The organism is Marinobacter nitratireducens (assembly GCF_000708045.1).
Taxonomy (GTDB): Bacteria; Pseudomonadota; Gammaproteobacteria; order Pseudomonadales; family Oleiphilaceae; genus Marinobacter; species Marinobacter nitratireducens.
This window is the reverse complement of record NZ_ANIE01000006.1, coordinates 152516-178053: the sequence shown is the minus strand read 5'-3', so window position 1 is coordinate 178053 and position 25538 is coordinate 152516. Positions and strand designations below refer to the sequence as shown.

Sequence of the window (25538 nt, the reverse complement as noted above, 5' to 3'; positions counted from 1 at the left end):
CCCCGGGAGGGATTACAGGTTGGCTTCTGCGTATTGGGCCAGAACAGAGCGCGGAACACCCTGGAGGTGAATGTGACCACCGTGGCGGAACTTCTTGAAGCGTTCTGTCATGTAGGTCAGCCCGGAGCTCAGGGAGCTCAGGTAAGGTGTGTCGATCTGCGCCAGGTTACCCAGGCAGATAACCTTTGATCCGTTGCCGGCACGGGTAATGATGGTTTTGATCTGGTGCGGCGTCAGGTTCTGGGATTCGTCGATGATGATCAGGCTGTGCTGGAAGCTGCGGCCGCGTATGTAGTTCATCGACTTGAAGTGCAGTGGCACCTTGCTCAGGATGTAGTCGACGCTGGCGGTCATGTTTTCGTCGTCCTCGTGCAGCGCTTCGAGGTTGTCCACGATAGCGCCGAGCCAGGGCTCCATTTTTTCCGCCTCGGTTCCGGGCAGGAAACCAATATCTTCATCCAGCCCCTGAGTGGAGCGGGTGGCGATAATGCGCTTGTAGAGCTTGCTGGCCACGGTCATCTCGATGCAGGCGGCCAGGGCCAGGATGGTCTTGCCCGAGCCAGCGGAACCGGTCAGGTTGACCAGATGAATGTCCGGATCCAGCAGCAGGTTCAGGGCCATGGCCTGATAGATATCCCGGGGCACGAGGCCCCAGACTTCTTCATTCATCAGATCATGCTGATGCAGATCCCGGATGACGATCTGGGTGTCGCTGATGTCCGATACCTTGCCAACAAAACCCTGCTCATCAATGACGAACTCGTTGATATTGAGTTTGGCCAGCTCACCCTCACGTTTGAGGATGTGTTCTGTTACACCTTCCCGCTGAACGGTTTCCACCTTCTCGATGGTGTCCCAGAAGGAATTCGGGAATTCCTTGTAGCCGGTGGGCAGCAGGTCGATATCGTCCAGCAGCTGGTCGTTATGGTAGTCCTGAGCTTCCACCCCGAAACCTCGGGCCTTGAGGCGCATGTTGATGTCTTTACTGACCAGGATGATGTCCCGCGACTTGTGCTTCTCCTGAAGCGCGGCCAGGGTATTGATGATTTTGTTGTCGTTCAGGTGTTCGGGCAGGGAGTGGGATTCCACATGCTGCGCGCTCATCAGAATGAGCAGCTTGCCCAGAGGTTCCGCTTTTTGGGCTCTGACGATCGGCACACCCTTTTCGATCTCCTTTGGTGACGCGTCTCCCAGAAGCTTGTCGATATTGCGAATAGCCTGCCGGCAGTCGGCCGCAACCGCCTGCTTACCGGATTTCAGGTTGTCGAGTTCTTCCAGGACGGTCATCGGAATGATGACATCGTGTTCTTCAAAGTTCAGGAGGGCGTTCGGATCGTGAATGAGGACGTTGGTGTCGAGGACGTACATCTTCTTGCGAGCTTGCGGTGCTCTGGGCATAGGGCGCGCTACCTCTCTGGTGGCTCAGTCGTTGCCGGCGCAGCGGTTGGCCAGCTGCTGGTCTGAGATCAATTTCAACATATCGTAAGTCGTTATGATACCGGTAATTTTGGCGTCCCGTTTTACGAATATCCGGTGCAGATGTTCGCGCATCATAATGTCGGCAATCTCTTTTACCGGCGTCTGTTCATCGACTGAGAGAACGATGGGCGTCATGATATCCCGGACCTCTACAGGGACCTTGCCCATTTCCTCGAAGATCACCATGCGGAGACGCCTGGCGTCGGCTTCTTCTTCGGGGGTCAATTCCGCATCAAAGGCCGAACGGTTGGCGTTCCAGCGAAACTCGGTGATGTCCTTGAGGGTGGCGATGCCAACGATGTCGCCGTTGTCATCCGTCACCGGGCTGCCGGTGATTTCGTTGTCGGTCAGGAAGCGCGCCAGGCGATCCATGGTCCAGGATTGGGGTACTGCCTTAATGCTGGGGGTCATGATCTCGTAAGCGAGAACGGTCATCGAGCGGAGCCTGCCTTTGATAAGTCCTTTTGCTAAAGCTTAGCCTTTCATGGGGATGGCGTCATCCCCTCTAGCTGCCTGACTGTGTTACACCGACCAGATTTCCGGACGCATCATACTTCAGTTCAAAACCCTGGTAGCGCTCTTTGCTCGCGACGTCTTCCAGTGACTGCATCGACTTGATGGGAATATCCACCAATAGCGAATTCACCAGCCACCCCGGCAAGGCGCCGTTGGGGTCCGTGTGCTGAATCCAGATCATCCGGGTTTTCTCGCCCTCCGGGATAAAGCGGTAGAGCGTGTCGGAACGATCAACCCGGACCCGGTTCCCACTCTCTGCCCGCAGGTCTGGCGTCGCGTTGAGATCCATCACGACCTCGCCGCTCGCCTTGTCACCATGGGTGCGGATGCGCAGCACATAATCCCGGTCTGTGACCGGCCAGGGCATGTCGTTGACCGAATAGGCGTAGCGGTCGTGAAAGTCACCCTTACCAAAGGCATAGGATTCAGAACAGTTGTGAACCCACTCGACGCAGGACTCAGGATTGATCATGACCGCCATGAGGTTCTGGAGAGGCACATTAAGCAGGGCGACAGCCTTGAAGGCCTTGAAGCTGGAGTCTTCTTGCTCAATGGTATAAACGCGGATATTGTCGGCTTCTTTCCGCAACTCCCAGCCTTCGGCCAGTTCACCGGGTAACTCAGCGCCGATGCTGGCAGTGGCCAGGGCTGAAAGCAGTAATGTGAGGATCGCCTGGCGGCATGATGTGCCTCGACCGGTAAAGCGGTGGGCCATGGTGTTTCTCATACGGTACACTTCCCTGAAATTAGTGGCCCGAGTCTAACATGTGGAGTTGCCGGTGATGGCCACGTAAACAGGGGATTGTGAACCAGGTACCTCCCGGGTTTGCCGTTCCCGACAATTGGCCTGAACTGACGACCAACATGACAATAAAAAAGCTGATCAATTCGAACGGACAACCCATCACGGGTGTGCTGGAGCAGGAAGTTGAGGAAATCAATTTCCAGGACTATGACCTGCGTACCGTGATGGATCGCCCTCGCTCACGACTTGCCCGCCGCTGGCGTTTTAACCAGTTCCAGTTCATCAGTGTCCAGGCCCCAGGTTGGGTATTCGGTATGGCGCTGGTGGACCTGAAACTTGTTGGCAATGGCTTCTTCTACCTGTATGACTTTGAGAGTGGAGACCTTCTTGAGCAGTCCTTTATCCAGCCCCTGGCAAGGAAAACCAGGATCGAGCCGAAGCCGGAGAGTGGGAGTGCGTTTTTCTCCAAAGGCGCCGTCTCGGTAGAGATCACGCCAGCGGTTGGAGGGCGTCACGTGTCGCTCGTCGCACCGGGTGGAGTGCACGTTGATCTTGAGTTGATGGAAGATCTCGATCCACTTCGTCTGGTCTCCCGGGCGGGTTACAACGGTTGGGTGTTCACCCGTAAGTCCGCCGGCCTTCCTGTGCAGGGTGATATTCGCTGGGGCGACCGGGTCTGGCGAAGTGATGGGGTGGCCCTTGGCTCGATAGACTGGAGTTGCGGGTTCATGCGTCGGGAAACAGCATGGAACTGGGCCTGCATAGCTGGCAAGCTCGCTGATGGCCGGGCTCTGGGGTTGAATCTTGCCGCCGGAGTGAATGAAACGGGCGTGAACGAGAATGCCCTCTGGCTGGATGGCCGCTGCATCAAGCTGGGCGCCGCCAGATTCTGTTTTGACCGCTATCAGCCAGGCAACGATTGGACGGTTTCAACGGAAGATGGCCGGGTAGATCTGCGTTTCTCGCCGTCAGGCGTGAGGCGGGAAAAGCTGAACGCGCTGGTGCTGGCGTCCAATTTTCGACAGTTCATCGGCACATTTGAAGGATACGTTGTCGATAACGAGGGCAAAACGGTGAGGGTCGATGGCCTGCGAGGACTGATGGAAGATCACTTCGCCCGCTGGTGAGCGGGCGAAGTGCGGGACTTAGCGCTCTGGCAGCGTGACGTTCAGCTCAAGTACCGAACAGCTGTCATTACGGTCGACTTCCACCTGAACCATGTCATCGCTGATCTGGACATACTTGCGGATAACCTCAAGCAACTCCTGCTGGAGCTTCGGCAGATAATCCGGCTGATCCCGCTGGCCGCGTTCGTGCGCCACGATGATCTGCAGACGCTCCTTGGCGACGTTGGCGGAGTTCTTTTTCTTGCCTTTGAAGTAATCGAGGAAACTCATCCCTTAGCCCCCCTTGAACATCCGTGAGAAAAAGCCTTTCTTCTGCGATGTCATGAAGCGGTGTTCCCGCTCTTCACCCAGAAGTCTCGCCACGGCATCGTCATAGGCCTGCCCGGCATCGCTGTCTTCCTCAAGAATCACGGGGACGCCCTGGTTGGATGCGTTCAGCACAATCTGGCTTTCCGGGATGACACCCAGAAGCGGGATGGCGAGAATTTCTTCGACATCACCGACGGACAGCATTTCACCTTTCTCCACGCGATCCGGGTTGTAGCGGGTCAACAGCAGGTGCTCCTTGACCGGATCCTGGCCCATTTCCGCACGCCGGGATTTGCTTTGCAGAATGCCCAGAATACGGTCAGAGTCACGAACCGAGGACACTTCGGGATTGGTGACCACGACTGCCTCATCGGCGTAGTAAAGGGCCATCTGAGCACCGTGCTCAATGCCAGCGGGGGAGTCGCAGACGATATAGTCGAAGGTTTCCGAGAGTTCGTTGATCACCTGCTCGACACCATCCTTGGTCAGCGCCTCTTTTTCCCGAGTCTGGGAGGCTGGCAGGATGTAGAGTGTGTCGACCCGTTTATCACGGATCAGGGCCTGGTTAAGGGTGGCTTCGCCCTGGATCACGTTGACGAAGTCGTACACAACACGGCGTTCGCAGTTCATGATCAGGTCGAGGTTGCGCAGGCCCACGTCAAAGTCGATGACCACGGTCTTGTGGCCGCGCTTGGCAAGGCCCGTGCTGATGGAAGCGCTGGTGGTTGTCTTACCAACGCCGCCTTTTCCTGAAGTAACGACAATAATTCTAGCCAAGGTTACATTCCTGTTTCGCGGTGGATTCGTCGTGTCTGCCGAATAATCCGGTCGAGTTGTTATATACCATCAGGCCTTGTCCAGTGGCGTTACCACCAGCAGGTCGTCCCTGAGCTGGATTTGCACAGCACTTTTCCAGCCATTGTCCTGAAGATCTTCGGAGATTTTATAGTGTCCGGCGATGGACACAAGCTCCGCCTCCAGCGATTGGCAGAAAACTCTTGCGCTTTCGGCACCGTGAATGCCCGCCAGTGCGCGGCCTCTCAGTGGGCCATAGACATGAATATTGCCCGCCGCCAGAACTTCAGCGCCAGCCTGCACCGGTGCCAGAATGATCAAATCACCTTCCGGCGCGTAGATTTGCTGTCCGGAGCGAACGGGCTGGCTGATGATCCTTGCCGGTGCGGGAGCCGGCCCCTGAGGCATGGCCTCAGTCTGACCGCTGCTCGCAGGCTCGGCTTTGGTCTCGGGTTCCGGGGCTGGAGAGGCTTCTTCGGAGGCCTTGTCACGCTGACTGCTGCCTGGAAGCAGGGCCAGCGACGCGCCTCTGGCCAGTCGGCGCTGATCCTCGTTACCCCCGCGCACGCCGACCACGTGGATGTTGTGGCGGCGGCAGGTCCCGATCATGCTGAAAAAATCGAGTTCGCTGTCCAGCCCCTCGTATTTTTCCATGCTGATGATGACCGGAATATCCTTGAAGAACCCCGGGGCCTGGCTGATTTTGTCCCGTAGCGTTGCCTCGAACTCGTCCTTGTCAAAGTAATACAACTCAATGGCCGTCATGGAGAGGTTGGCGCTCTTGAGCTGAAAACCCTGTTTTACCCCGGCGGTGGCGGTATCGGTCATGAATGGGTCTCTTCCAAAGGGTTGGGGGTAGGGCGCAGCCGTAGGGGCTCGCTCTCGAACGTTATGCCGGACCAGCCCGTGCTGATGAACTGACGGATGTTGGCGTGGCTGTCGCCGGCCGGGTCGCCGAGCACCTGCTGATAGTGCTGTGCAAACAACTTCAGGGTGTCGCCTTCTGACAGGTTGCAATGACGTCCCAGAGCGAACACCCGGCAGGACCCGGCGTTCTCGCCGGCGGCATTGTTCAGATGGCCGTTACGAAAGCCGGCAGGTTGGTACTCGAAGTACCGGTCGATCAGTGCCAGGGTGTCATCAAAGCTGGCGTGGCCGGCTTCCAGGGACGACAGGTGGATGCGAACCGCCTCGTTGATATTCATTATTTGTGTTCCTGCTTGGGGCCGCTCTGATACAGACTCTTCCATTCCTCGTAGGGCATGCCGTAGATCTCCTCGCGGGCCTCCGGATCGGAAATCTCGAAGCCTCGTTCACCGGCTTCTGCCCGGTACCATTTTGACAGGCAGTTGCGGCAGAAGCCTGCCAGATTCATCAGATCGATATTCTGCACATCGGTGTTGTCGCGGAGATGGTTTACCAGGCGACGGAATGCCGCGGCTTCGATTTCTGTCCGGGACGATTCGGGAATGGGGTTGCTCATGGGGCCTCGTGATATTGCCAGTGGCGAGAGTTACTTTGAATTCCTGACATTCTCTGCATGTTAGCTTAATATACAAGGCTGTATAAATGTACAGAGTCTGGACGTGATATCCGATGCCCCAGCGCAAAATCATCCATGTAGACTGCGACAGCTTCTATGCCTCTGTGGAAATGCGTGATGATCCGTCTCTGCGGGATGTGCCTTTGGCTGTTGGTGGCGATGGCGGGCGTGGTGTTGTAGCCACCTGTAATTACAGGGCCCGCGCCTTCGGTGTGCGCTCGGCCATGCCCGGCAGTGAGGCCCGGCGACTGTGCCCCGGACTGGTCATGGTGCCGCCAGATATGGCCAGGTACCGTGCGGTTTCCCAGCAGGTGATGGCGATTTTGCGGGAGCTTACTGATCTGGTCGAGCCGCTGTCGCTCGACGAAGCGTTTCTGGATGTCTCAGAAGTGACAGATCATAGGGGCAGCGCCACCCTGATGGCCCGATACCTGCGGGAGAGGGTACGTCAGGAGGTTGGTATTACGGTATCGGCAGGGGTGGCGCCGAACAAGTTCCTGGCCAAGATTGCCAGCGACTGGGAAAAGCCGGACGGGCTGTTCGTTATTCGCCCCGGGGATGTGGACGCGTTTGTCCGGTCCCTCAAGGTGGAAAAACTGTTTGGCGTTGGCAAAGTGACTGCTTCCAAGCTGCATGAGATGGGGGTGGAAACCTGTGGTGATATGCAGGCTGTCGGGCCCGAGGTGCTGACTGACCGGTTTGGCAAGCAGGGGTATCGCTTGCATGAGATGGCCTATGGCAGGGACGAGCGTCCGGTGGTGGTGTCGCGTATCGCCAAGTCGGTCAGTGTCGAGCGCACATTCTCCCAGGATCTGCCCGACCGGCTGGCGTGTGAGTCGGTCATGGCGTCGCTGGTGGATGATCTGAATCGCCGGCTGGCTCGAAAGACCCGCGCCAAGCCAATTCATAAGCTATTCGTGAAGGTTCGCTATAGCGATTTCTCAACCCATACCCTGGAACGGGTTCGTGATCAGGTTAAAGAACCGGAAGCAGACGATTACCTTCCCCTGTTCCGGGAGCTGGTTGGGCAGAAAGACAGGCCGGTGAGATTGCTTGGCCTGGGCGTGCGGTTTCGCAATGACGATGCGCCGGTGACGCAACTGAGGCTGTTCGACTGATTGCGCTGAGACGGACTGTGACTGACGGGTGGTCAGAACAGCTTGGCGGCATCGTCGAACAGATAAGCCATGGACCCATACCCCATGAGACCGCCAATCAGGGCTCCCGCTGCAACATCGGTTGGGTAGTGTAGCCCGAGAACGACCCGGGATGCCGCCACGCTCAGGGTGAACGGCAGGATTGCCACAGCGAGGGCCGGTACCGCCATGAACAACATGGTCTGGAAGCAGATGGCGTGCAGCGTGTGGCCGGAGGGGAAGCTGTATCGATCCAATGGAGGGGTGCCGCAGTTAATGCTGGGAAAGGAAATGAACGGCCGTTCCCGGATCAGTCGTCGTTTTAGGAGCTTGTAGGTGATGGTGCAGGTGAGTCCGGTCAGCGCCATCAGCAGGGCGAGGCCCGGGCCCTGTTCGGGAGCGAAGAACGGGATGGAGAGGATCAGCACATACCAGAACCAGCCGTCTCCGAGTTTGCTCACCAGTTGGAAGTAGCCAAGAGCGGGGCCAAATTGAACCAGTCGGTTAATCGTCTGGCAGAAGGCGTATTCGCGCTGATCTACCAGGTCAAAGAAGCGAGATGCTTTGGTTGTTGGTTGCATGGTATTTCGCCTTTGCAGTTTGCTTGAACACCAGTTGTTCGAATTGTTCTATTTGTGAGTTCCAGCTCAGCTCGAGGGCATCGAGCCTTGCCTGAGCCCGGATTCGGCCGAGCAGGGTCGGTTGGTCGGCCAGCCGGAGCGCGCTGTCTACGAAGGCTTCATCATGATTCAGGGGCGCCTTCATGCCGTTTTCCTCATGGCGGAGGTGCTCGCTGGCGGCGGCATCGTCATAGGCCACGATGGCGAGCCCACTGGCCATGGCCTCCAACACCACGTTTCCGAAGGTGTCGGTCTTGCTTGGGAAAAGGAAAATGTCGCCTGACGCGTAGTGCCTGGCCAGGTCTTCTCCACGTTGTGTGCCGCAGAACATGTAGTCGGGGTGCTTCTCGATCAGTTGCCTGCGTAAAGGGCCATCACCGACGAGAACAAACTTCGCCTGTGGGTGGAGTCCCCGGATCCGTTCGTAACAGGCCACCGCCATTCTCAGATTCTTTTCAGATGCCAGGCGCCCGACATACAGGACCGCCCGCTCATTGCCTCTGAGCCCCCATTGGGATCTGAGGTCATCGTCGCGTTTGTGCGGCGTAAAACGGGTGCAATCGACCCCGCGACTCCACAGGCCTGTCGGCCTGATGCCCATGGCGGCAGTGACCTGCTCCATCTTTCGTGTGGGTACCAGTGTGATGGCGGTCCGGTTGTGGAACCAGCGGCCATAGCCGCACAGCACTCGTTCCAGCATGCCGACACCGTAGTAGCGGCTGTACTGATGAAAGTTGGTGTGGAAGCCGGAGCTTACCGGGATGCCCGCTTTTCGAGCCGCGGATACGGCGGCGACGCCCAGAGGCCCCTGAGTGGCGACGTAGATGGCGTCAGGCCGGTCTTTTCGCCAGAGGCGCTTCATCGAAGCCGCGGTGGTCAGGCCGAACCGCAAATCGGCGTAGCCTGGCAGTGGCAGTCCGGCGACAACATGCTCTTGGGTGAACAGTCCCTCGCCAGCGCATGCGACCTCGCCCTTACGCTCGTGGCGTTGCCTCGGGCGCACCACAGACACCCGGTGGCCACGTTGCATCAGGCCCTGGCAGAGGTGCCGGAGAGTATTGGCAACACCATTGATTTCCGGGGGAAAAGTCTCGGAAACGATGCTAATGTGTTGTTGGCGTCGGCTTGCCCGATTGGTCTCGGTCACGATGCTTCCTGTGTTTCCTTTGTCATGTTTCTACTATGGAAACGCGGCATGACAGTTATGCGACAGTCCCGTGACATTCCCTTTACCTGTTCAACCCCCATGAAGCGGAGATGCTATGCAAACCCGAAAACTTGGAAATACCGATACTGATGTCTCTCTGATTTGCCTCGGCACCATGACCTGGGGAGAGCAGAACAGCGAACAGGAGGCGTTCGAACAGCTCGATTACGCGACCGCCGAGGGTGTGAATTTCATTGATGCGGCAGAGATGTATCCGGTACCTCCCAGGGCAGAGACCCAGGGGCTGACGGAAACCTATCTGGGTAACTGGCTTGCCAGGCGAGGTCGCCGGGATGATCTGGTTATCGCCTCGAAGGTTGCTGGGCCGGGGAATGGTCTGAGTTATCTTCGCAATGGCCCGCGCCTGACCCGGGAGCACATTCGTGAGGCTTGTGATGCCAGTCTGAAGCGTTTGCAGACCGATTACATCGATCTGTATCAGGTGCATTGGCCAGACCGTGGGACCAACTTCTTTGGCAAGCTCGGCTACCAGCACAATCCCGAAGAGGCGTTCACGCCGATCGAGGAGACTCTGGGGGCGCTTGCGGAACTGGTTAAAGAGGGAAAGGTACGACACGTCGGGCTGTCCAATGAAACGCCCTGGGGCACCATGGAGTATCTGCGCCTGGCCCGGGAAAACAACTGGCCCCGAGTGGTCAGCATCCAGAACCCTTACAGCCTGTTGAATCGGACCTTTGAGGTGGGACTTGCAGAGTTCGCGCATCGGGAGCAGACCGGGTTGCTCGCGTATTCACCACTGGCTTTCGGTATGCTTTCAGGCAAATACCTGGGTGGAAAGTGGCCGGAAAAAGGCCGCCTGACGCTCTATGAACGCTTCAGTCGTTACAGTGGCGAACGGGGGATGGATGCCACCCGGGCCTATGTCGAGCTTGCCCACAAACACGATCTCTCACCGGTACAGATGGCTCTCGCCTACGTGAACAGTCGTAGTTTTGTGACCAGCAACATCATCGGAGCAACTACCTTGGATCAGTTGCGCGAAAACATCGCGTCCGAGCGATTGGAACTGAGTGCGGATGTCCTTGAGGCGATTGAGGCCATTCATCGAGAGTTCACATATCCCTGCCCATAATGGGTGTTACCAGTGCCCCGGGATGGATTATCCCGGGGTGCTCGGCCTGCCTTTGTTACAAACTGCAAAACTAGGGATAAAAAGTTGACAAAAAACGACCACCTTGATGACAAATTACTGGCGCCAATGTGTGCAAAGTCACATCTTTCTCTGTCATAACGATTAGACTTTAGCACTAGGAACTCGCAGAATTACGCACCAGCTTATAAGGTCATTGACGTGTCATGATTATTCGTATTTTTGTCGCATTGCTCGCTCTCAATATGGTCGCTTTCGTCGTTCGTGCCGAAGCCGCTGAGCGCGTATTTGGTGACATGGATGAAAATCTGACAACCCAGGATGTTTACGAGCTGCAGGAGCGTATGTCCGGTGATTTTGATCAGGATCCTTCCGAAGCTGTCAGTGCCCTGGGTTCACGCCTTCTGACGCTCTCCATGGTTCGCTCCCACAGCAAGGGCAAGCGGTATGCGTCAACGCCCGCTCAGCCGGATCACGGCATTGCACTCCTGAACGAAGGTGCGTGCCTCAACCTGAAGTGGAATTTCTGAGTTTACACCCGGTCTTTTTTTACCCTCGTTTTTTCTTCATTCGCTTTTCGCTGCAATAAGTCCTCAAAATCCTGATTTAGCGCATTGTCTGTACCACGGTACCGTGTGATCATCCCCACATAAAAACAGTCTCTGTGACTCGGAAGGAGCGTGGCGATGACGGAAACAAGGGGCCATCGGCTCAGCGAAGCGGAAGCGTGTGTTGATGAGGTGATTCGGCGGGTCGGCAAGAAAATTACGCTTGGTCTGCCGCTCGGGCTGGGAAAGCCGGTTCGGTTCGTAAATGCGCTGTATCAGCGTGCCAAGGATGACCCTGATATCTCCCTGCACATCGTAACGGCCCTGTCTTTGCTGGCTCCGAAAGGTGGCTCTTCCCTTGAAAAACGGTTTATGGGGCCTTTTGTTGAGCGCTTGTATGGTCAGATACCGGAGCTTGCCTATGCTCGTGATGTCTCTGCCAATCGCCTGCCGGCGAACGTCCGGGTTTCGGAATTTTTCTTCAAGGCTGGTAGCTATCTCAACAACCGGTCGCAGCAGCGCCATTACATCAGCAGTAACTACACCCATGCCGTTCGCGATCTGATGGCGCAGGGCGTCAACGTGGTAGGTCAGATGGTCTCCCCGGGCGACGCGATGGGCCGACCCGGGGAGGTCAGTCTGAGTTGTAATCCGGACCTGTCGCTGGACCTCATTCCCTTACTGAGAGAATTGGAGTCCGAGGGCACCCCGGTTGCCCTGGTCGCAGAGGCAAATCGCCACCTTCCGTTTATGGGGCATCATGCCGTGGTAGATGAGGCAGCGTTCGACGTTGTTCTGGATCATCCGGCATCCGATTATCCGCTGTTTTCTGCGCCGGCGATGGCGGTGAGTCCGGAAGACCATCTCATCGGCTTCTATGCCAGTGCGTTGTTGAAAGATGGCGGCACGCTCCAGGTCGGTATTGGCTCACTGGGGGCGGCCCTCGTCCACAGCGCCATTCTTCGCCACAAGTACAACGAGGATTGGCTGGCGGTGTACAACCACCTCAAGGTGGCCGAGCGTTTTCCCGTTGTAAATGAATATGGTGGTACCAATCCTTTTGATGATGGTCTTTATGGCTGCAGCGAAATGATGGTCGACGGTTTTATCTATCTGATGCAGGCCGGCGTTCTCAGTCGTGAGGTCTACGACCATGCCGGTCTCCAGACTTTGATCAACCGGCAGGCCATGAGTGTGCAGGTATCGATGGACAGCCTGGATACCCTGCGACGCGAGAAACTGATTGACTCACCGATGCGTGCCCGGGATGTGAGCTGGCTGGTGTCATTGGGGATTCTGAAGGAGAACGTCGAATTCAAGGGCGGTCGGCTGCGGATCGGGGATCATTCCGTAGAGGGGGATCTCGATAGCGCTGAGGCTCGCGAAACCATTCAGGCGTTGGCCCTGGGTGACCGGCTTCGTGGCGGCATTGCCATGCATGGCGGATTCTACGTCGGTCCGGAGCGTTTTTATCAGGCCCTGCGGGATCTGACCGACGAGCAGCGGGACCGCATCTGCATGACCAGCGTCAACTTCGTCAACCAGCTGTACGATCACCCCTTCGGTGATCAGAAGCTCAAGGTGGCTCAGCGCGTCCATGGCCGTTTTATTAACTCCGCGATGATGTATACGCTCAGTGGTGCGGCGGTGTCGGACGGCCTGGATGACGGGCGAGTCGTGAGCGGCGTGGGCGGACAATACAACTTTGTGGCCATGGCTCATGAGCTTCCTGGAGCCCGCTCCATTCTGACCATGAGAGCGACCCGGATGTCCGGTGGTAAGGCCGTTTCGAACATCGTGTTCAATTACGCCCATTGCACCATTCCCAGGCATCTGAGGGATATTGTGATTACCGAATACGGCATCGCGGATTTGCGCGGTCAGTGCGATGAACAGGTTTACCTGAGGCTTATCCGGATCGCCGATTCCCGGTTCCAGCAGGAATTGCTCAAGCAGGCGCAGAAGGCGGGCAAGGTGGATGCGTCTTTCCGCTTGCCGCCAGAGTGGTGCAACAACACACCGGGAGCCGTGCGCAGTGCGGTTGCTGTGGCGGGGAATGGCGACCTTTTTCCTGCGTTTCCATTTGGCCGCGAGTTTACCGACGAAGAGTTGAGATTAGGGAAAGCCCTTAAGGCGCTGAAAGCCGCAACCGCGACCCGACGTGGTAAACTGGCGGTTCTCTGGAAGGCCATGCGAACCCGGGAGGATGCTGCGCAGTATGAGCCCCTGCTCGAACGCATGGGGCTGAGTAATCCCTCCGGATTGAAGGAAAAACTGGACCAGGGTCTGGTTGTTCATGGCCTTAAGATTACCGATTCACCGACAGACAACAGGTAGCCCGAAATACCAATGGATGCTTCACAGAACAGGCCGGCCGTTTACACCGTTCACTATGTCCTCAAGAACCGGATCGGCGAACTGGTCGACACGTCGGAAGGCAGCGAGCCGCTGCATTTTATCTATGGCTCTCCGGACATCATTGAAGGGATCCAGAAAGCGGTCAGGGACCGAAACGTCGGGGATTGTCTGGAGGTGACGGTGCCGCCGGAATTGGCCTATGGAGAACATCAGGAAGAGCTGGTTCGTAAGGTGCCACGCTCAATGTTTGAAGGCGTGGAGAACTTACAGATCGGCATGAAGTTCCAGACCAACACCGGCGATGAGGCGCAGATCGTACAAGTCGTCGGTATTGATGGAAACCTGGTCAAGGTCGATGCGAATCACCCTCTGGCAGGCTTTACCCTGTACTTCGACCTGGAAATCGTGGGTCGGCGTGAGGCGACTGAGGACGAAGTGGCTCAGGGGCGTCCGCTTTTCTGAGTCCTCCCGTTTCCTGATCAAACTCGCCGGCTTGTATACGCTTCAGGCCGGTGAGGACGGTTTCATGAAGCTGGGCCGAGAGTTCTGACGTGTTGGCCGCACTTGCGCTGACCGGGGCGTGGAACAGCACGTCCACCCTCGCGGACGGTTGTTGCAACATCCTCAGGAGGTGGGTGTGGAAATCGTCGTCACCAATAAAAGGGGCGAGGTGGTCCGGGCGACCGTCACGGCGATAGCTCACGGTCACAGGTTGGATGAGCGTTTGCGAATCACCCGCAGCGCCCAATAACAGACCGTGGAATGGGAGCACCGAAAGACCAGTGCTGGTGGTGCCTTCCGGGAAGATCAGAACCGACTCCCCAGTGCTCAGATGGTCCGCAATGCTGCGGCGAATGGCCCTTGCTTTGCCGCCCCCCCGTTTGATAAATAATGTGCCTGCCTGCCGGGCAAGCCAGCCAATCACCGGCCATTGGCCCACTTCGGCTTTCGACAGGAAGCGGATTGGGGTCAGGCTCCCGAGAATCGGGATGTCGGACCAGCTGATGTGGTTGCTGACGAACAGGGCGTTTGTCTCGGGCGCCGGGCCATGCACGCGAACCTTGAGGCCCAGGGTGCGGCACGCTACCCGGAAGCAGCGTCGTGCCCAGGGCGTGCGGTCAATGTGCCTGCGAGTGACCAGATCCGTCAGGAGTAAAGCAGTAGCCAGCCCGACCGTTGCTATCAGAAAGAGCACAAAGCCCGTCAGTCTCAGAACCAGTCTCAGCCATCCCATGGTGTCGTATCTCCCGGCCAGGCCAAATCAGGAAGCTTTACCCAGGAAATGGCGGCTGTAACGGGCTGCCAGTTTGTTGACTTCGAGAAGTACCAGCAGGTCGGCGCAACGGAACTCCGGATCCCAGCACGGTTCACCGCAAACCCGGGCACCCAGGCGCATGTAGGCGCGAATCAACGGAGGTACATCCACTGGGCGCTCACCGATGGAAGCGTGAGTCAGGTGGGGGAGTTCACGCAGGGGGGAAACACGGAAGCGCTCGTCTGCCAGGTATTCCTGTTGCAGATGGCTGGCAATTCGCCAGGCTTTTAGTCCGCCATCGGACATGCCAATGCTGGCGCATCCAATCATGTAATCCACGTCCTGTGAAACGAGGTAGTCGGCGACGGCAGACCACAGCAGGGTGATAGTGCCGCCGTTCCGGTAATCCGGATGGACGCAGGTGCGTCCGAGCTCGGCGACGGTGCCTGGCAGCTTCTCCAGTTCCGAGAGATTGAACTCACCGGCGGAGTAGAAGCCGCCTACGGGGCCGGTGTTGGCCTGGTGAAGGATACGAGTGGTTGCAACCAGTTCACCGGTTTCCGTGTCGGTAACGATCAAGTGGTCGCAAACGGCATCGTAGGCATCGGCATCGATGCCAGCCACCTCGGCTCCAAGGTCACTTCCGTATTCCTCCGAGAATACCCGGTAGCGCAGGCGTTGGGCGGCCTCTACTTGCTTGGGGCAGCGAGTCATCTCGGTTTTCAGCTGTCGGGCACTGCGACGGGCCTTAACGGATTGTGCGGTCATGGCATGGTCTCTTTTGTTTCCATTTCCCGACAAGCCTATGAAGCCGGTATGACACATCGGTGACCGGAGAGTGACGTGTGTATGACAGTCATTGGCCATTTGGGCCACCTCTGGCCTTTGTCACAGGGTGTAACGAAGCAACTGATCCATGTATATTTCTGAATAGCATGTATAATTGCTGTTACATGAGGTTGCCTGTATCGTCAGGTGGCAAGAGAGATCTATAACCGGAAGAACAAAATCAGAGATGGATGGCGGCGTGGAACAGACAAACGAAAGTTGGCGTATTCTGATTGTCGAAGACGACGAGCGGCTGGCAGAACTGACCCGTGAATATCTGGAAAGCAACGGGCTGCAGGTCTCTCTTGAAACCCACGGTGGAGCGGCTGTTGAGCGCATCCGCAACGAGCAGCCGGACCTGGTGGTGCTGGATCTGATGCTTCCCGGTGAAGATGGCTTGTCTATCTGCCGCCGCGTGCGCCCTGCCTATGCCGGCCCCATCATCATGTTGACGGCCCGCACCGATGATCTGGATCAGGTTCTCGGACTCGAAATGGGAGCTGACGACTACATCGGCAAGCCAGTCAAGCCCCGGGTGCTGCTTGCCCGAATTCGCGCCATGTTGCGTCGGGTGACCGAGACCGCTCAGGGTGGTGCGGATGAAGCCGATGGCGAAGAGCCGGTACGTCTGCAGTTCAATGACCTTATCGTTGACCGCTCAATGCGGGAGGCCTGGCTCAATGATGAAAGCATTGATCTCACCAGCGCCGAGTTTGATCTGCTCTGGCTCCTGGCCAGTAATGCGGGACGTGTGCTAAGTCGGGAAGAAATCTTTACCGCGCTTCGTGGCATAGAATATGACGGGCAGGATCGCTCCATTGATGTTCGCGTTTCCAGAATCCGGCCCAAGATCGGTGATGATCCGATCCATCCCCGACGCATCAAGACTGTCCGTAGTAAAGGTTACCTGTTCGTGAAGGAAGCCTGAGTCTGGTCCCGGGAAACCAGCGACTTCTGAACGCTGGTTTCCACTCCTTGTGCCAGGGTAGGTGCCATGCCCCTGAAGCTGTTCCTCAAACTTTATCTTCGCCTTGCAGGCCTGACCGGGCTGGTTGTGTTGGTCTGTATCGCCCTGTTTTCGGGTGTTAACTCGGTCCGCGAGCAGGTCTGGCAGGAAGAATTTCCCGAACCCCTGATGCGTTGGCTGGCGGCAGACCCGGCCTCTGTGGAGCGCTACGACTGGTTGTCTTCTCATTACGACTTTCAGGTACTGGAACCGGATGAGATGACGTTGTCCGATATCACTCGGGAGCGTCTGGGTTATGGTCAGTTGGTGGCGGTCAAAACGGACCTGGGCATTACACTCCTGGTTGTCGGTACCAGTGGCGGTATTCTCAAGCTTAATCTGACTGAACCCTATCGACAGATTACGCAGGCGGTCGCATTGATCATCCGGTGGCACCTTGATCTGGTGGAGTCTCAGGAGCGGGCCGGTGTCATTGACGAATTGTCCAAATCCCTGCATGTCGGCATTCGCCCGGTGAAAGACGCATCCGCTTTGCCGTCGACGGATGTGTTGGAGCGATTGGCCGAGTCGGGCATGGTGTTTTTCCAGGGTGAGGGAAATGCCCGGGTAATGGTCCGGCTCTCAAGCGGCGAGCTGATCGAAGTGAGTTTTCCGGACGCCTATGACCCCTGGGCCTGGCAGGTGTTGTTCCTGCTGGTGGCCGTTGTGGGCGCAGTGCTGGCCGTTGCCCTGTTCCTGGCTGTGAGAGAGGTCGACAATAACCTCAGAAGTGTCGAGTCCGTCGCGATTCGGATTGCCCGTGGTGAGCTTGGGGCCAGGGTAGAAGGCGGCGACAGTAATCTGGTCTCGCGTCTGGCAAAATCCTTCAATGGTATGGCCGAGCACATTCAGCGTCTGGTTCAGGTCCAGAGAGAGATGATTCATGCTGTGTCCCACGAGCTGCGAACGCCGGTGGCCCGGATCCGTTTCGGGGTACAGATGATCGAGGAGTGTCAGGATCAGGAAGCCCTTCACAAGCAACTGGATGGCATTGATGGCGACATCCAGGAGCTCGATGAACTGATTGACGAAATCCTGACCTACGCGCGGCTGGAGCAGGGCGGGCCGGTCTTTTCGCTTCAGGAGGAATCCGTTGTCGATCTGGTCAATCAGGTGGTCTCTGAGCAACAACTCATCCGACCGGCCCTGTCCATTGAGGCCGATATCGACGAGGGCTCCGAGCAGTGGGCACTGTCCGACATTGAGCCGCGTTACATTCATCGTGCCATTCAGAATCTGGTGGGTAACGCAGGCCGATACGCCAATGGCCGGGTTGTGGTCCACTGCCACCTTGACGAGGATAACTGTCGGGTGGATGTCGAGGATGATGGCCCGGGTATCCCGGAAGAAGACTGGGAAAAAGTGTTCACCGCCTTCGCCCGTTTGGATGACAGTCGCACCCGCACGTCCGGAGGCTATGGTTTGGGGCTTTCAATTGTCCGCCGGATTCTATACTGGCATGGTGGTCAGGCATTTGTTGGTCGCAGCGAATCCCTGGGGGGTGCCCGGTTCAGCCTGGTCTGGCCGAGAAAGAAAGCTGACGATGCGATTGTGTGATCCAATACTCACGCCCTCACCAGATGTAACAATCCCGCTACATAACCGCTACTGAAAGCCCGGCCTCAGGTCCTGATAATAGAAAGCGTAAGGGATGACTTTTGAGGTTGTAGTTCTTACGAACTTTCCTTGTTTCATTCGTCATTTAGGGGCTGGTTTTTTCCAGCCCTTTTTTTATGCCTTTCTTTCTGTTTCTTGCCCTGTTCACTCTTACGACTACCGCGCGCCTGTTACACTCCGTAAAAAAACTTACCGGAGACTTGCATGACGCGTTATCTGCTTGCCATCGATCAGGGGACCACCAGTTCCCGTGCCATTGTCTTTGACGAGAGCGGGAATAACTGTGGCATCGCCCAGCAGGAGTTTCACCAGTATTTCCCCAATGATGGGTGGGTGGAGCATGATGCCATGGAAATCTGGGACAGCACCCTGGCCGTTTGCCGCGGTGCTCTGGACAACGCTGGGGTGGCGGCGAAGGAGCTTGCGGGTATCGGGATCACCAATCAGCGCGAAACCACGGTGATCTGGGATCGGAAGACGGGTAAGCCTATCCACCATGCGATTGTCTGGCAGGATCGCCGCACCGCTGCCGTGTGTGCCAAGCTCAAGGCCGATGGCCATGAGGGCACCGTGGTGGAGCGTTCAGGGTTGTTGATTGATCCCTACTTCTCTGCCACCAAGATTGCCTGGATTCTCGACCACGTTGAGGGCGCTCGCGCCCGGGCGGAGGCTGGAGAGCTCGCCTTCGGAACGGTTGATAGTTGGCTGTTGTGGAATCTCACCGGAGGGAAATCCCATTTCACCGACGCCACCAATGCGTCGAGAACGGCGCTTTACAATATCCACGATCAGCAGTGGGACGAAACGTTGCTGGCGCTGTTCCGGGTGCCGGGAGCCCTGCTTCCACAGGTTCTGGATTGTGCGGACAATTACGGGGAAACCCTCGGTGAATTACTGGGTGCGCCGGTGCCAGTGGCTGGCATTGCCGGTGACCAGCAGGCAGCGCTGATCGGCCAGGCATGTTTCGAGCCGGGTATGGCCAAGAGTACCTACGGTACCGGTTGCTTCCTGATCCTGAACACAGGGGAGCAGGCGGTCAGATCCGAGAACCGACTGTTAACCACCATGGCCTACCGGTTGAATGGCAAGCCCTGTTACGCCATCGAAGGCAGTATTTTTATCGCCGGGGCGGCCATGCAATGGCTCAGGGATGGACTGCGGCTCATTGAACATGCCAGCGAATCGTCCGCTCACGCTGAGAATGTGGGTGTGGACAACCCGGTTTACCTTGTGCCTGCCTTCACCGGACTGGGGGCTCCACACTGGGATCCCCATGCACGGGGGGCGATCATGGGGCTGACACGGGACACTGGTATCGGGGAGATCGTAACGGCCGGGCTGCAATCCGTGTGCTATCAGACCAAGGATTTGGTTCGGGCGATTCAGAACGACGGTGCCCGGCTGGCCTCGCTTCGGGTCGATGGTGGCATGGTGGTTAACGACTGGGTGATGCAGTTCCTGGCGGATATTCTGAACGTTGCCGTTGACCGACCCAAGGTTACTGAGACGACTGCCCTGGGTGCGGCCTATCTGGCAGGTCTGCAGACCGGAGTCTACGAAAGCCTGGATCAGATCGCAGGGCTCTGGGAATGCGAGCGGGAGTTTGAACCGGCGATGAAGCCGGCGTTGAGGGAATCGCTCTACGCCGGTTGGCTGGATGCCGTAGAGCGGGTCTGTAATAACTGATCGTCGTCAGGTCAGGCGGAGCGCTCGAAAGCAATCAGGTGGTCCGCCTCGACTCTGACTGGCACATTCTCGCCCATGTGGAAGTCAAGATGGCTTCGGAATAACGCTTCGAACTCTGTGTCGTTTGAGCAGTGGAAGCGGTAAAGGGTCGAGGTGCCTGCGAACGTTTTCTCAACGACTTTGGGGCGAAGCTCGGATTCTGGATCGTAGACGATATCGTCTGGTCGAATCAGCACGTCAACGAGCGTTCCTTTTTCCCATTTATAGGCGCGGTTGCCGTGAATGATACCCAGTTCTGACTCGATGGTATCCGGCCCCAGGGCTATTCCGGGAACAAATCCGCCCTGACCGACAAAGCTCGCTACGAAGCGGTTTGCCGGCTCGTGGTAGAGGTTATAGGGAACATCCCACTGCTGGATGCTGCCGTCCCGAAGAACGGCGACCTGATCGCACATGGCAAACGCTTCCTGCTGATCGTGGGTCACCAGGATAGCGCTGATGCCACGATTCTTCAGGATTTCCCGCACGTCCAGGCTGAGCCGTCGGCGCAGGTCTGCATCAAGATTTGAAAAGGGTTCGTCCAGGAGAATGAGCGTTGGCTCGGGAGCCAGGGCCCGGGCCAGGGCGACACGTTGTTGCTGTCCCCCGGAGAGTTCGTGGGGGTAGCTGTCAGCGAGATCCTGGAGATGCACGACTTTTAGCAGTTCCATGACCTTCTGGCGTTTGTCTGCCTTTTCCATCTTATGGAGCCCGAAACCAACGTTATCGGCGATGGTCAGGTGCGGGAACAGGGCATAGTCCTGGAAAACCATGCCAATCTTCCGCTTTTCCGGAGCCAGGGTTCGGCCGGGTAGGCTTATGGCCTGGGCCTGGAGCCGGATCTCGCCGCTGTTAATGGGCAGGAAGCCGGCGAGGGCTCTGAGGATGGTGCTTTTGCCGCAGCCACTTGGCCCCAGAAGGCATCCGATATCACCCTGGCTGAGCGCAAAGTTGATGTCCTGTACCACGGATTCCCCGCCATATCCACAGGACAGGTTGTTTACTTCCAGCAGCCAATCTGCGGAGGGAGAGGTCTTCTCGGTCATTGGATCAGTCCAGGCGGCCAAGAATCAGGAACTCTAGCAGAGCCTTCTGGGCATGCAGGCGGTTCTCAGCTTCTGCCCAGACCACAGATCCCGGGTGTTCCATCATGTCTGTGGAGATTTCCTCACCACGATGTGCCGGCAGGCAGTGCATGAACAGTGCGTCCTTGTCGGCAATTGACATCAATGTTGGGTTTATCTGGTAGTCTTGGAACGCCTTTTCCCTGGCTTTCTGCTCGTCTTCCTGGCCCATGGATGCCCAGACGTCGGTCACCAGAAGATTGGCGCCCCGCGCTGCATCCTCTGGATCACGAACCACGGTGACCCGGTCTCGGTGCTGCTCAAGCAACTCCGGAGCCGGATCGTAGCCTTCCGGGCAAGCTACGTTGAGATGAAAATCGAACTGCGCGGCTGCGTTGATGTAGGAGTGGCACATGTTGTTGCCATCACCAATCCAGGCAACCGTGCCTCCCCGGATGCTGCCACGGTGCTCACGGTATGTCTGCATGTCGGCCAGCAACTGGCAGGGATGGAAATCATCGGTCAGGGCATTGATGACCGGGACGCTGGATGCAGCCGCAAAACGTTCGACGGTTTCGTGGGCGAACGTTCGGATCATCACCGCATCTACCATGCTGGAGATGACAATGGCGGAATCTTCTATCGGTTCGCCTCGACCCAGCTGGGTGTCGCGGGGGGACAGGAACATGGCAGACCCGCCGAGCTGCGTCATTCCGGCCTCGAAGGAAACCCGGGTACGGGTCGATGATTTTTCGAAAATCATTGCCAGTACGCGATTCTTCAGACTGTCCCGGACGACGCCCTGGCGCCACTCCTTGCGCAGTGCGCTGGCGTGATCCACCAGGCTTTCCAGCTCGGTGGTCGTCATGTCGTTCAGTGTCAGAAAGTGTCTCGCCGCCATGGTGATGGCCCTTGTCTCAACGAAGCCCGCCAGAAACGGGGTTCTATGTGAAAATTTGCGGAAAAAATGGGGTCACAAGTCTAGCCCTTCGCGGCGGGGATGACAACGCCGTAGCCGGGGCTTTGCCTGGGTCAAAACGGCGTGTTTGGTGAGCGCTTGAGGGGACGTGTACAATAGCGTCAACGTCCGTTGCCTTGCGGCAATTCTGTTACATATCTGAGGTAAATGTTCATGGACATCAACGAAACGATCAAGAGCCAGCTCGACGAAAACCCGGTCATTCTTTACATGAAGGGTACGCCCCAAGCGCCTCAGTGCGGCTTCTCTGCGAAGACCGTGCAGGCCGTTATGGCGTGCGGTGAGCGCTTTGCTTTTGTAAACATTCTGGATAATCAGGAATTGCGTGAAGCCCTGAAGGTTTACTCAAGCTGGCCGACCTATCCGCAGCTGTATATCAATGGCGAACTGGTTGGCGGTTGCGACATCGTGCTTGAAATGTCCGAGAGCGGTGAGCTGGCCACTATGGTGAAAGACGCGGTCAAGCAAGCAGAAGCCTGATCAGTCGCGCCTCTAGAGCCGCTCCGGGGCGAGCTTCAGCTCGACCACGAAGCGGTTCTTTGCCTTGTTTCCGGCCGGCGGTGCCGGGTAGGGGCTCGCCGCAAGTGCAGCCCGATAGGCCGCTTTATCGATTCTTTTGTCACCCGACGATTTGACGATTCTTGCCTGGGTCAGGGCGCCGTTATCCAGTAATCCAAGCTCCACTTTCACTGTCACCACAGATTCTCCGGTCTTGCTCGCTTCGTTGGATGCCTTGGCTATCCCGCGCATGCCTTCCGTGGCCTTGGCCAACTGGACGGCGAGCAACGCCACGTATGGATCCTGCTTGACCGGCGCTTCGCTTGTCAGTGTGTTCTGGTCTTTCGCCAGGTTCTCGTTTGGCGAGGGGGCCTGTTCCCGGGTCCGGGGCGTCATCTGCTCACTTGACGTGTCGGGCGCCGGTGTTCGGGTGCTTGATATCTGCGGACGGCTTTGGGGCTTCTGGCTCGCAGGTTTTGAGCGCGTCTCGGCCAAATCGGGCGTCTTCGCAGAGCGCGATACCCTCGGTTTTGCGGTGGTGTCAGGTGGCGTTTTGTCCGGGATTGGGATCTTGAACTCGGGATTTCTGTTGGTTGGCGGCGTTGTAGCGGTTGTCGCTTTCGAGGCTTTGCTCGCTGGGCTTGCCGTTGTCAGCGCTACCTGAATGGTGTTGTGGGGAGGCTCGGGCTTGCTGGATGGAAACGGCAAGCCCGAGAGGATCAGAATATGGACGAGAAGCGCCGACGACAGCGCCAAGAGAAATCGGTAACCCGCCGGTAGATGGGGGGTACTGCCCAGGTGATGCATTGGCGTCAGGCGGTTTTACTCCGCAGGCTGCCAACAACAGCGTCGAGCGCCCGATCAATCAGTGCGCCCTGTTCCAGCAAAGTCAGGCGCCCACGTCGCATTTCGTGTGCGAGTTCGATGCGGTTCTTCTCAATGACTTTCAGTCCCATCCGGTTTACAAAGACGAAGCAGTCCGCTTCTTCAATGATCGCCGACAGTTTGCAGCGGAAGCTGGCTCCGTTGACCAGTCGGAACTCTACCCAGTTGCCAATTTCGATACCATCGATCTGAGTGACATACTCGGAGATGGCTGCATCTTCCAGTTCCTGCTGGCGCTCGACCGCGGTCTGGTGAGTCGCCTCGGGTTCCTCATCGGTTTCCGCCGGTGAGTCCTGACGGGCCTCAATAGCTGCATTGGTCCGGAAGGCCTCAGCCAGTTCGTGTTTGAGGTGGCCCATCATCTCATCCAGCCGGGATGAGTTGTAGGAGACCTCCTCCAGGCCCGCGCGAAGAGTCTTGAGCAGGCTCGGTACAACCCGGACCCACTGATCGCGTTCCTCATCTTCCTGATGAGGGTGGAGGCACCAGATGAGGTCATCCACCGTGCGCACGGCCTCATGCCAGCGATGTTCCACGTCATCCCTCAGGTAGGCGAGGAACATGAAGCGACTCCAGCCGTTGGTCAGGATGTCGTATATGGGGTCTGGCAGCCGGTAACGGGCAAGCTTTTCCTTGAGCAGGGTGTCGACCGTCTCCTGGGCTTTCTGGGACTTGATGCGACCTCGTTCGGACTCCCGGGTTCTCTGCTCTACAAGTGAGGCCTTCCGATTCTCTTTTTCCAGGAACTGTTCGAACTCGTGATTGAGTGTGTCAAACAGGCTTACATCGCCATTGAACTCGTTGAGGATGCGCTGAACGATGTTGTGAATCTGGTTGTAAAGCTTGTCCTTGGCTTTCTCGTCACTGCTGCTCCAGCCAATACCAGCCCGGGCCAGGGAGTTGAGCAGCCGGCGTGCGGGGTGTGTTGCCTGGCTAAAGAAGGTCTTGTCCCGCATGACAACCTTCAGGATCGGGATCTGGAGTCGGCTGATCAGAACCTGCACGGGAGCTGACAGGTTGTAATCGTCGAGAATGAATTCAAACAGCATGGAGACCAGGTTGATCAGGTCTTCATCGAATTCATTCAGTGCTGGTTTCCGGCCGTCGCCTGTGTCGGCTCTCGCCAGTAGTTGCTGGACGACCTGGCGCAGGTCAACGGTTATCGGCTCGCCGTCACTCAGGTTGTCTCCGGTCGGTACGGCGTCCGTTACCGGCAGAGAGTTCAGAAGGTCTGCCAGCTCGGCGTCCCCGACGACTCGCAGGCTGGGGTCGGATGTTCTTGGTGGCATGCCTGCGTTGGTGCGCTGCAGTGCCAACATTTGTCGGATCTGTTCGAACAGAGCGCTTTCATGGGCATCTTCCGGGGAGGCGGTTGTGGCCGTTGCAGGCTCATCACTGGCTTGCTGGGGCGCCTTGCCCTTTTGGGTAGCCTGCTGCTTGCCTGCCTTGCCGTGATAACGGAAGTTGGGAATGATGCCGGCCTGAATCAGAATCCGGTTGGCTTCATCTAGCAGCATTCCGAGATTCGAAACTACGTAGCGATCAAACTGCTTGAGCAGGATCAATCGCTCTCGGATCTGGATTTCCAGTGCCTGGATGGCCTCTGTGAACGCGCTGCAGAGATGTTCGGGTGCCATGGGATTAACGGGGGAATCCTCCGTGGCTTCCGGGTATACCTGACCGAATCGGGTCTGTAACTGGAGCAGCGGACCCTGGAAGTGTGCTTTCGCTTTCGTGATCATCGCATTGAGCGCGACCTGTTCTTCCAGATCCTCATTGCCGACCAGTGACAGCGTGTCGGCTGTGGCCTGCTTGCTCAGGGACTCGTCCTGAATGTGGCCTGTGTGCGGGGGGTTGGCGAAAAACTGTGCGACAGCGTTCTGGAAATGTCTTTCCACGCCTTTGCGTTTGATGCGAATTTCCCGCATCGCTTCGAAGTAGCGATTTTGCTCATTGTTGCTGCGGGCATTATTCGCGAGCTCAAAAAGGGAGTCGTCGACCGCGTCGAATGCTCCCTGCAAAAGATCGCCCAGTCCGGCGACGACGGTGTCGCGGATGCGGGTGACCTCCATTGGAACCGGTTTGCTGCTACCTGCTTCCCTGTGTTCGCGGAGGTAATGTATGCCGGACTGCTTATTCATGGCCGACTCCTTTTACGCCTCAACCGGATACATGACCGAGCTTTAA

General features: G+C 57.3%; 26 protein-coding genes. 10 read left to right on the top strand and 16 right to left on the bottom strand.

The genetic code is table 11. The features are described from left to right. Nucleotides 1-12 precede the first annotated feature (12 nt). The 3 genes from D777_RS10435 to D777_RS10425 all read right to left on the bottom strand — a co-directional run bounded on the left by D777_RS10435 (nucleotide 13) and on the right by D777_RS10425 (nucleotide 2722). Nucleotides 13-1398 (bottom strand): PhoH family protein, encoded by a 1386-nt coding sequence (locus D777_RS10435; RefSeq protein ID WP_036131765.1) that lies wholly within the window; start codon nucleotides 1396-1398, stop codon nucleotides 13-15. A 24-nt stretch (nucleotides 1399-1422) separates the two neighbouring features. Next, nucleotides 1423-1914, bottom strand: a complete 492-nt coding sequence (locus tag D777_RS10430) for a CBS domain-containing protein (RefSeq protein ID WP_036131764.1) — start codon at nucleotides 1912-1914, stop codon at nucleotides 1423-1425. A 70-nt stretch (nucleotides 1915-1984) separates the two neighbouring features. Continuing rightward, nucleotides 1985-2722, bottom strand: a complete 738-nt coding sequence (locus D777_RS10425) for an START domain-containing protein (RefSeq protein ID WP_036131761.1) — start codon at nucleotides 2720-2722, stop codon at nucleotides 1985-1987. A 137-nt stretch (nucleotides 2723-2859) separates the two neighbouring features. On the opposite strand from D777_RS10425, the gene D777_RS10420 reads away from it, so the two are divergent. Then, the gene (locus tag D777_RS10420; RefSeq protein WP_036132027.1) at nucleotides 2860-3867 is read left to right on the top strand and encodes a DUF2804 domain-containing protein; all 1008 of its coding nucleotides are present in this window, start codon (nucleotides 2860-2862) and stop codon (nucleotides 3865-3867) included. A gap of 18 nt (nucleotides 3868-3885) precedes the next feature. Here the strand turns inward: D777_RS10420 and minE are convergent, their stop codons facing one another. The 5 genes from minE to D777_RS10395 form a co-directional block, all read right to left on the bottom strand. Beyond that, nucleotides 3886-4137, bottom strand: coding sequence for a cell division topological specificity factor MinE (gene minE, locus D777_RS10415; protein WP_036131760.1), 252 nt, complete (start codon nucleotides 4135-4137; stop codon nucleotides 3886-3888). A gap of 3 nt (nucleotides 4138-4140) precedes the next feature. Continuing rightward, nucleotides 4141-4953 carry a septum site-determining protein MinD gene (minD, locus tag D777_RS10410; RefSeq protein WP_036131758.1) on the bottom strand — a complete coding sequence of 271 codons (813 nt, stop codon included), beginning with the start codon at nucleotides 4951-4953 and terminating at the stop codon, nucleotides 4141-4143. A 69-nt stretch (nucleotides 4954-5022) separates the two neighbouring features. Further along, the gene (gene minC, locus D777_RS10405) at nucleotides 5023-5799 is read right to left on the bottom strand and encodes a septum site-determining protein MinC (RefSeq protein WP_036131756.1); all 777 of its coding nucleotides are present in this window, start codon (nucleotides 5797-5799) and stop codon (nucleotides 5023-5025) included. Continuing rightward, nucleotides 5796-6176 carry a HopJ type III effector protein gene (locus tag D777_RS10400; RefSeq protein WP_036131754.1) on the bottom strand — a complete coding sequence of 127 codons (381 nt, stop codon included), beginning with the start codon at nucleotides 6174-6176 and terminating at the stop codon, nucleotides 5796-5798. Before D777_RS10400 ends, minC begins: the two co-directional genes overlap by 4 nt. Next, entirely contained in the window at nucleotides 6176-6454 is a 279-nt protein-coding gene (locus D777_RS10395) for a DUF1244 domain-containing protein (RefSeq protein ID WP_036131751.1), read from the bottom strand. The genes D777_RS10400 and D777_RS10395 overlap by 1 nt, the downstream gene beginning before the upstream one ends. 113 nt (nucleotides 6455-6567) lie before the next feature. On the opposite strand from D777_RS10395, the gene dinB reads away from it, so the two are divergent. After that, nucleotides 6568-7632 (top strand): DNA polymerase IV, encoded by a 1065-nt coding sequence (gene dinB, locus D777_RS10390; protein WP_036131750.1) that lies wholly within the window; start codon nucleotides 6568-6570, stop codon nucleotides 7630-7632. A gap of 32 nt (nucleotides 7633-7664) precedes the next feature. On the opposite strand, the gene D777_RS10385 is transcribed toward dinB, so the two are convergent. Further along, complete coding sequence (locus tag D777_RS10385) at nucleotides 7665-8231, bottom strand: phosphatase PAP2 family protein (RefSeq protein WP_036131749.1); 567 nt, start codon at nucleotides 8229-8231, stop codon at nucleotides 7665-7667. Continuing rightward, nucleotides 8197-9417 (bottom strand): glycosyltransferase family 4 protein, encoded by a 1221-nt coding sequence (locus D777_RS10380; RefSeq protein WP_036131748.1) that lies wholly within the window; start codon nucleotides 9415-9417, stop codon nucleotides 8197-8199. The genes D777_RS10385 and D777_RS10380 overlap by 35 nt, the downstream gene beginning before the upstream one ends. Before the next feature lie 115 nt (nucleotides 9418-9532). Between D777_RS10380 and D777_RS10375 the strand changes: the two genes are divergently transcribed. The 4 genes from D777_RS10375 (at nucleotide 9533) to D777_RS10360 (ending at nucleotide 13956) form a co-directional block, all read left to right on the top strand. After that, nucleotides 9533-10570, top strand: a complete 1038-nt coding sequence (locus D777_RS10375; RefSeq protein ID WP_036131746.1) for an NADP(H)-dependent aldo-keto reductase — start codon at nucleotides 9533-9535, stop codon at nucleotides 10568-10570. A gap of 224 nt (nucleotides 10571-10794) precedes the next feature. After that, nucleotides 10795-11118 (top strand): hypothetical protein, encoded by a 324-nt coding sequence (locus tag D777_RS10370; RefSeq protein ID WP_036131744.1) that lies wholly within the window; start codon nucleotides 10795-10797, stop codon nucleotides 11116-11118. Between the two features lie 156 nt (nucleotides 11119-11274). Beyond that, nucleotides 11275-13473, top strand: coding sequence for an acetyl-CoA hydrolase/transferase C-terminal domain-containing protein (locus tag D777_RS10365; protein WP_036131742.1), 2199 nt, complete (start codon nucleotides 11275-11277; stop codon nucleotides 13471-13473). Between the two features lie 12 nt (nucleotides 13474-13485). Beyond that, the gene (locus D777_RS10360) at nucleotides 13486-13956 is read left to right on the top strand and encodes an FKBP-type peptidyl-prolyl cis-trans isomerase (protein ID WP_036131741.1); all 471 of its coding nucleotides are present in this window, start codon (nucleotides 13486-13488) and stop codon (nucleotides 13954-13956) included. Here D777_RS10360 and D777_RS10355 read toward each other — a convergent pair. Then, a complete protein-coding gene (locus tag D777_RS10355; protein WP_036131739.1) occupies nucleotides 13874-14728 on the bottom strand; it encodes a lysophospholipid acyltransferase family protein in 855 nt (284 codons plus the stop codon). The genes D777_RS10360 and D777_RS10355 overlap by 83 nt on opposite strands. Nucleotides 14729-14755: 27 nt before the next feature. Then, nucleotides 14756-15517: a GNAT family N-acetyltransferase gene (locus D777_RS10350; RefSeq protein WP_036131737.1), complete on the bottom strand. Its 762-nt coding sequence runs from the start codon at nucleotides 15515-15517 to the stop codon at nucleotides 14756-14758. Nucleotides 15518-15764: 247 nt separating this feature from the next. Here D777_RS10350 and D777_RS10345 point away from each other — a divergent pair, with 247 nt between their 5' ends. From D777_RS10345 to glpK, 3 genes are all read left to right on the top strand, one after another. Beyond that, nucleotides 15765-16505, top strand: a complete 741-nt coding sequence (locus D777_RS10345; protein WP_036131736.1) for a response regulator — start codon at nucleotides 15765-15767, stop codon at nucleotides 16503-16505. Nucleotides 16506-16571: 66 nt separating this feature from the next. After that, nucleotides 16572-18140 carry an ATP-binding protein gene (locus D777_RS10340; RefSeq protein WP_036131734.1) on the top strand — a complete coding sequence of 523 codons (1569 nt, stop codon included), beginning with the start codon at nucleotides 16572-16574 and terminating at the stop codon, nucleotides 18138-18140. Between the two features lie 264 nt (nucleotides 18141-18404). Next, nucleotides 18405-19886, top strand: coding sequence for a glycerol kinase GlpK (gene glpK, locus D777_RS10335; protein WP_036131732.1), 1482 nt, complete (start codon nucleotides 18405-18407; stop codon nucleotides 19884-19886). A gap of 11 nt (nucleotides 19887-19897) precedes the next feature. On the opposite strand, the gene D777_RS10330 is transcribed toward glpK, so the two are convergent. Together D777_RS10330 and argF are read right to left on the bottom strand one after the other, a co-directional pair. After that, complete coding sequence (locus D777_RS10330; protein ID WP_036131730.1) at nucleotides 19898-20971, bottom strand: ABC transporter ATP-binding protein; 1074 nt, start codon at nucleotides 20969-20971, stop codon at nucleotides 19898-19900. Nucleotides 20972-20975: 4 nt separating this feature from the next. After that, nucleotides 20976-21890 (bottom strand): ornithine carbamoyltransferase, encoded by a 915-nt coding sequence (gene argF, locus D777_RS10325; RefSeq protein WP_036131727.1) that lies wholly within the window; start codon nucleotides 21888-21890, stop codon nucleotides 20976-20978. Between the two features lie 231 nt (nucleotides 21891-22121). On the opposite strand from argF, the gene grxD reads away from it, so the two are divergent. Further along, nucleotides 22122-22448, top strand: coding sequence for a Grx4 family monothiol glutaredoxin (gene grxD / locus D777_RS10320; protein ID WP_036131726.1), 327 nt, complete (start codon nucleotides 22122-22124; stop codon nucleotides 22446-22448). Nucleotides 22449-22460: 12 nt separating this feature from the next. On the opposite strand, the gene D777_RS17855 is transcribed toward grxD, so the two are convergent. Continuing rightward, nucleotides 22461-23222 carry a TonB family protein gene (locus D777_RS17855; RefSeq protein WP_160171436.1) on the bottom strand — a complete coding sequence of 254 codons (762 nt, stop codon included), beginning with the start codon at nucleotides 23220-23222 and terminating at the stop codon, nucleotides 22461-22463. 56 nt (nucleotides 23223-23278) lie between these two features. Then, a complete protein-coding gene (locus D777_RS10305; RefSeq protein WP_036131718.1) occupies nucleotides 23279-25492 on the bottom strand; it encodes a DUF1631 domain-containing protein in 2214 nt (737 codons plus the stop codon). Between the last annotated feature and the right edge of the window lie 46 nt (nucleotides 25493-25538).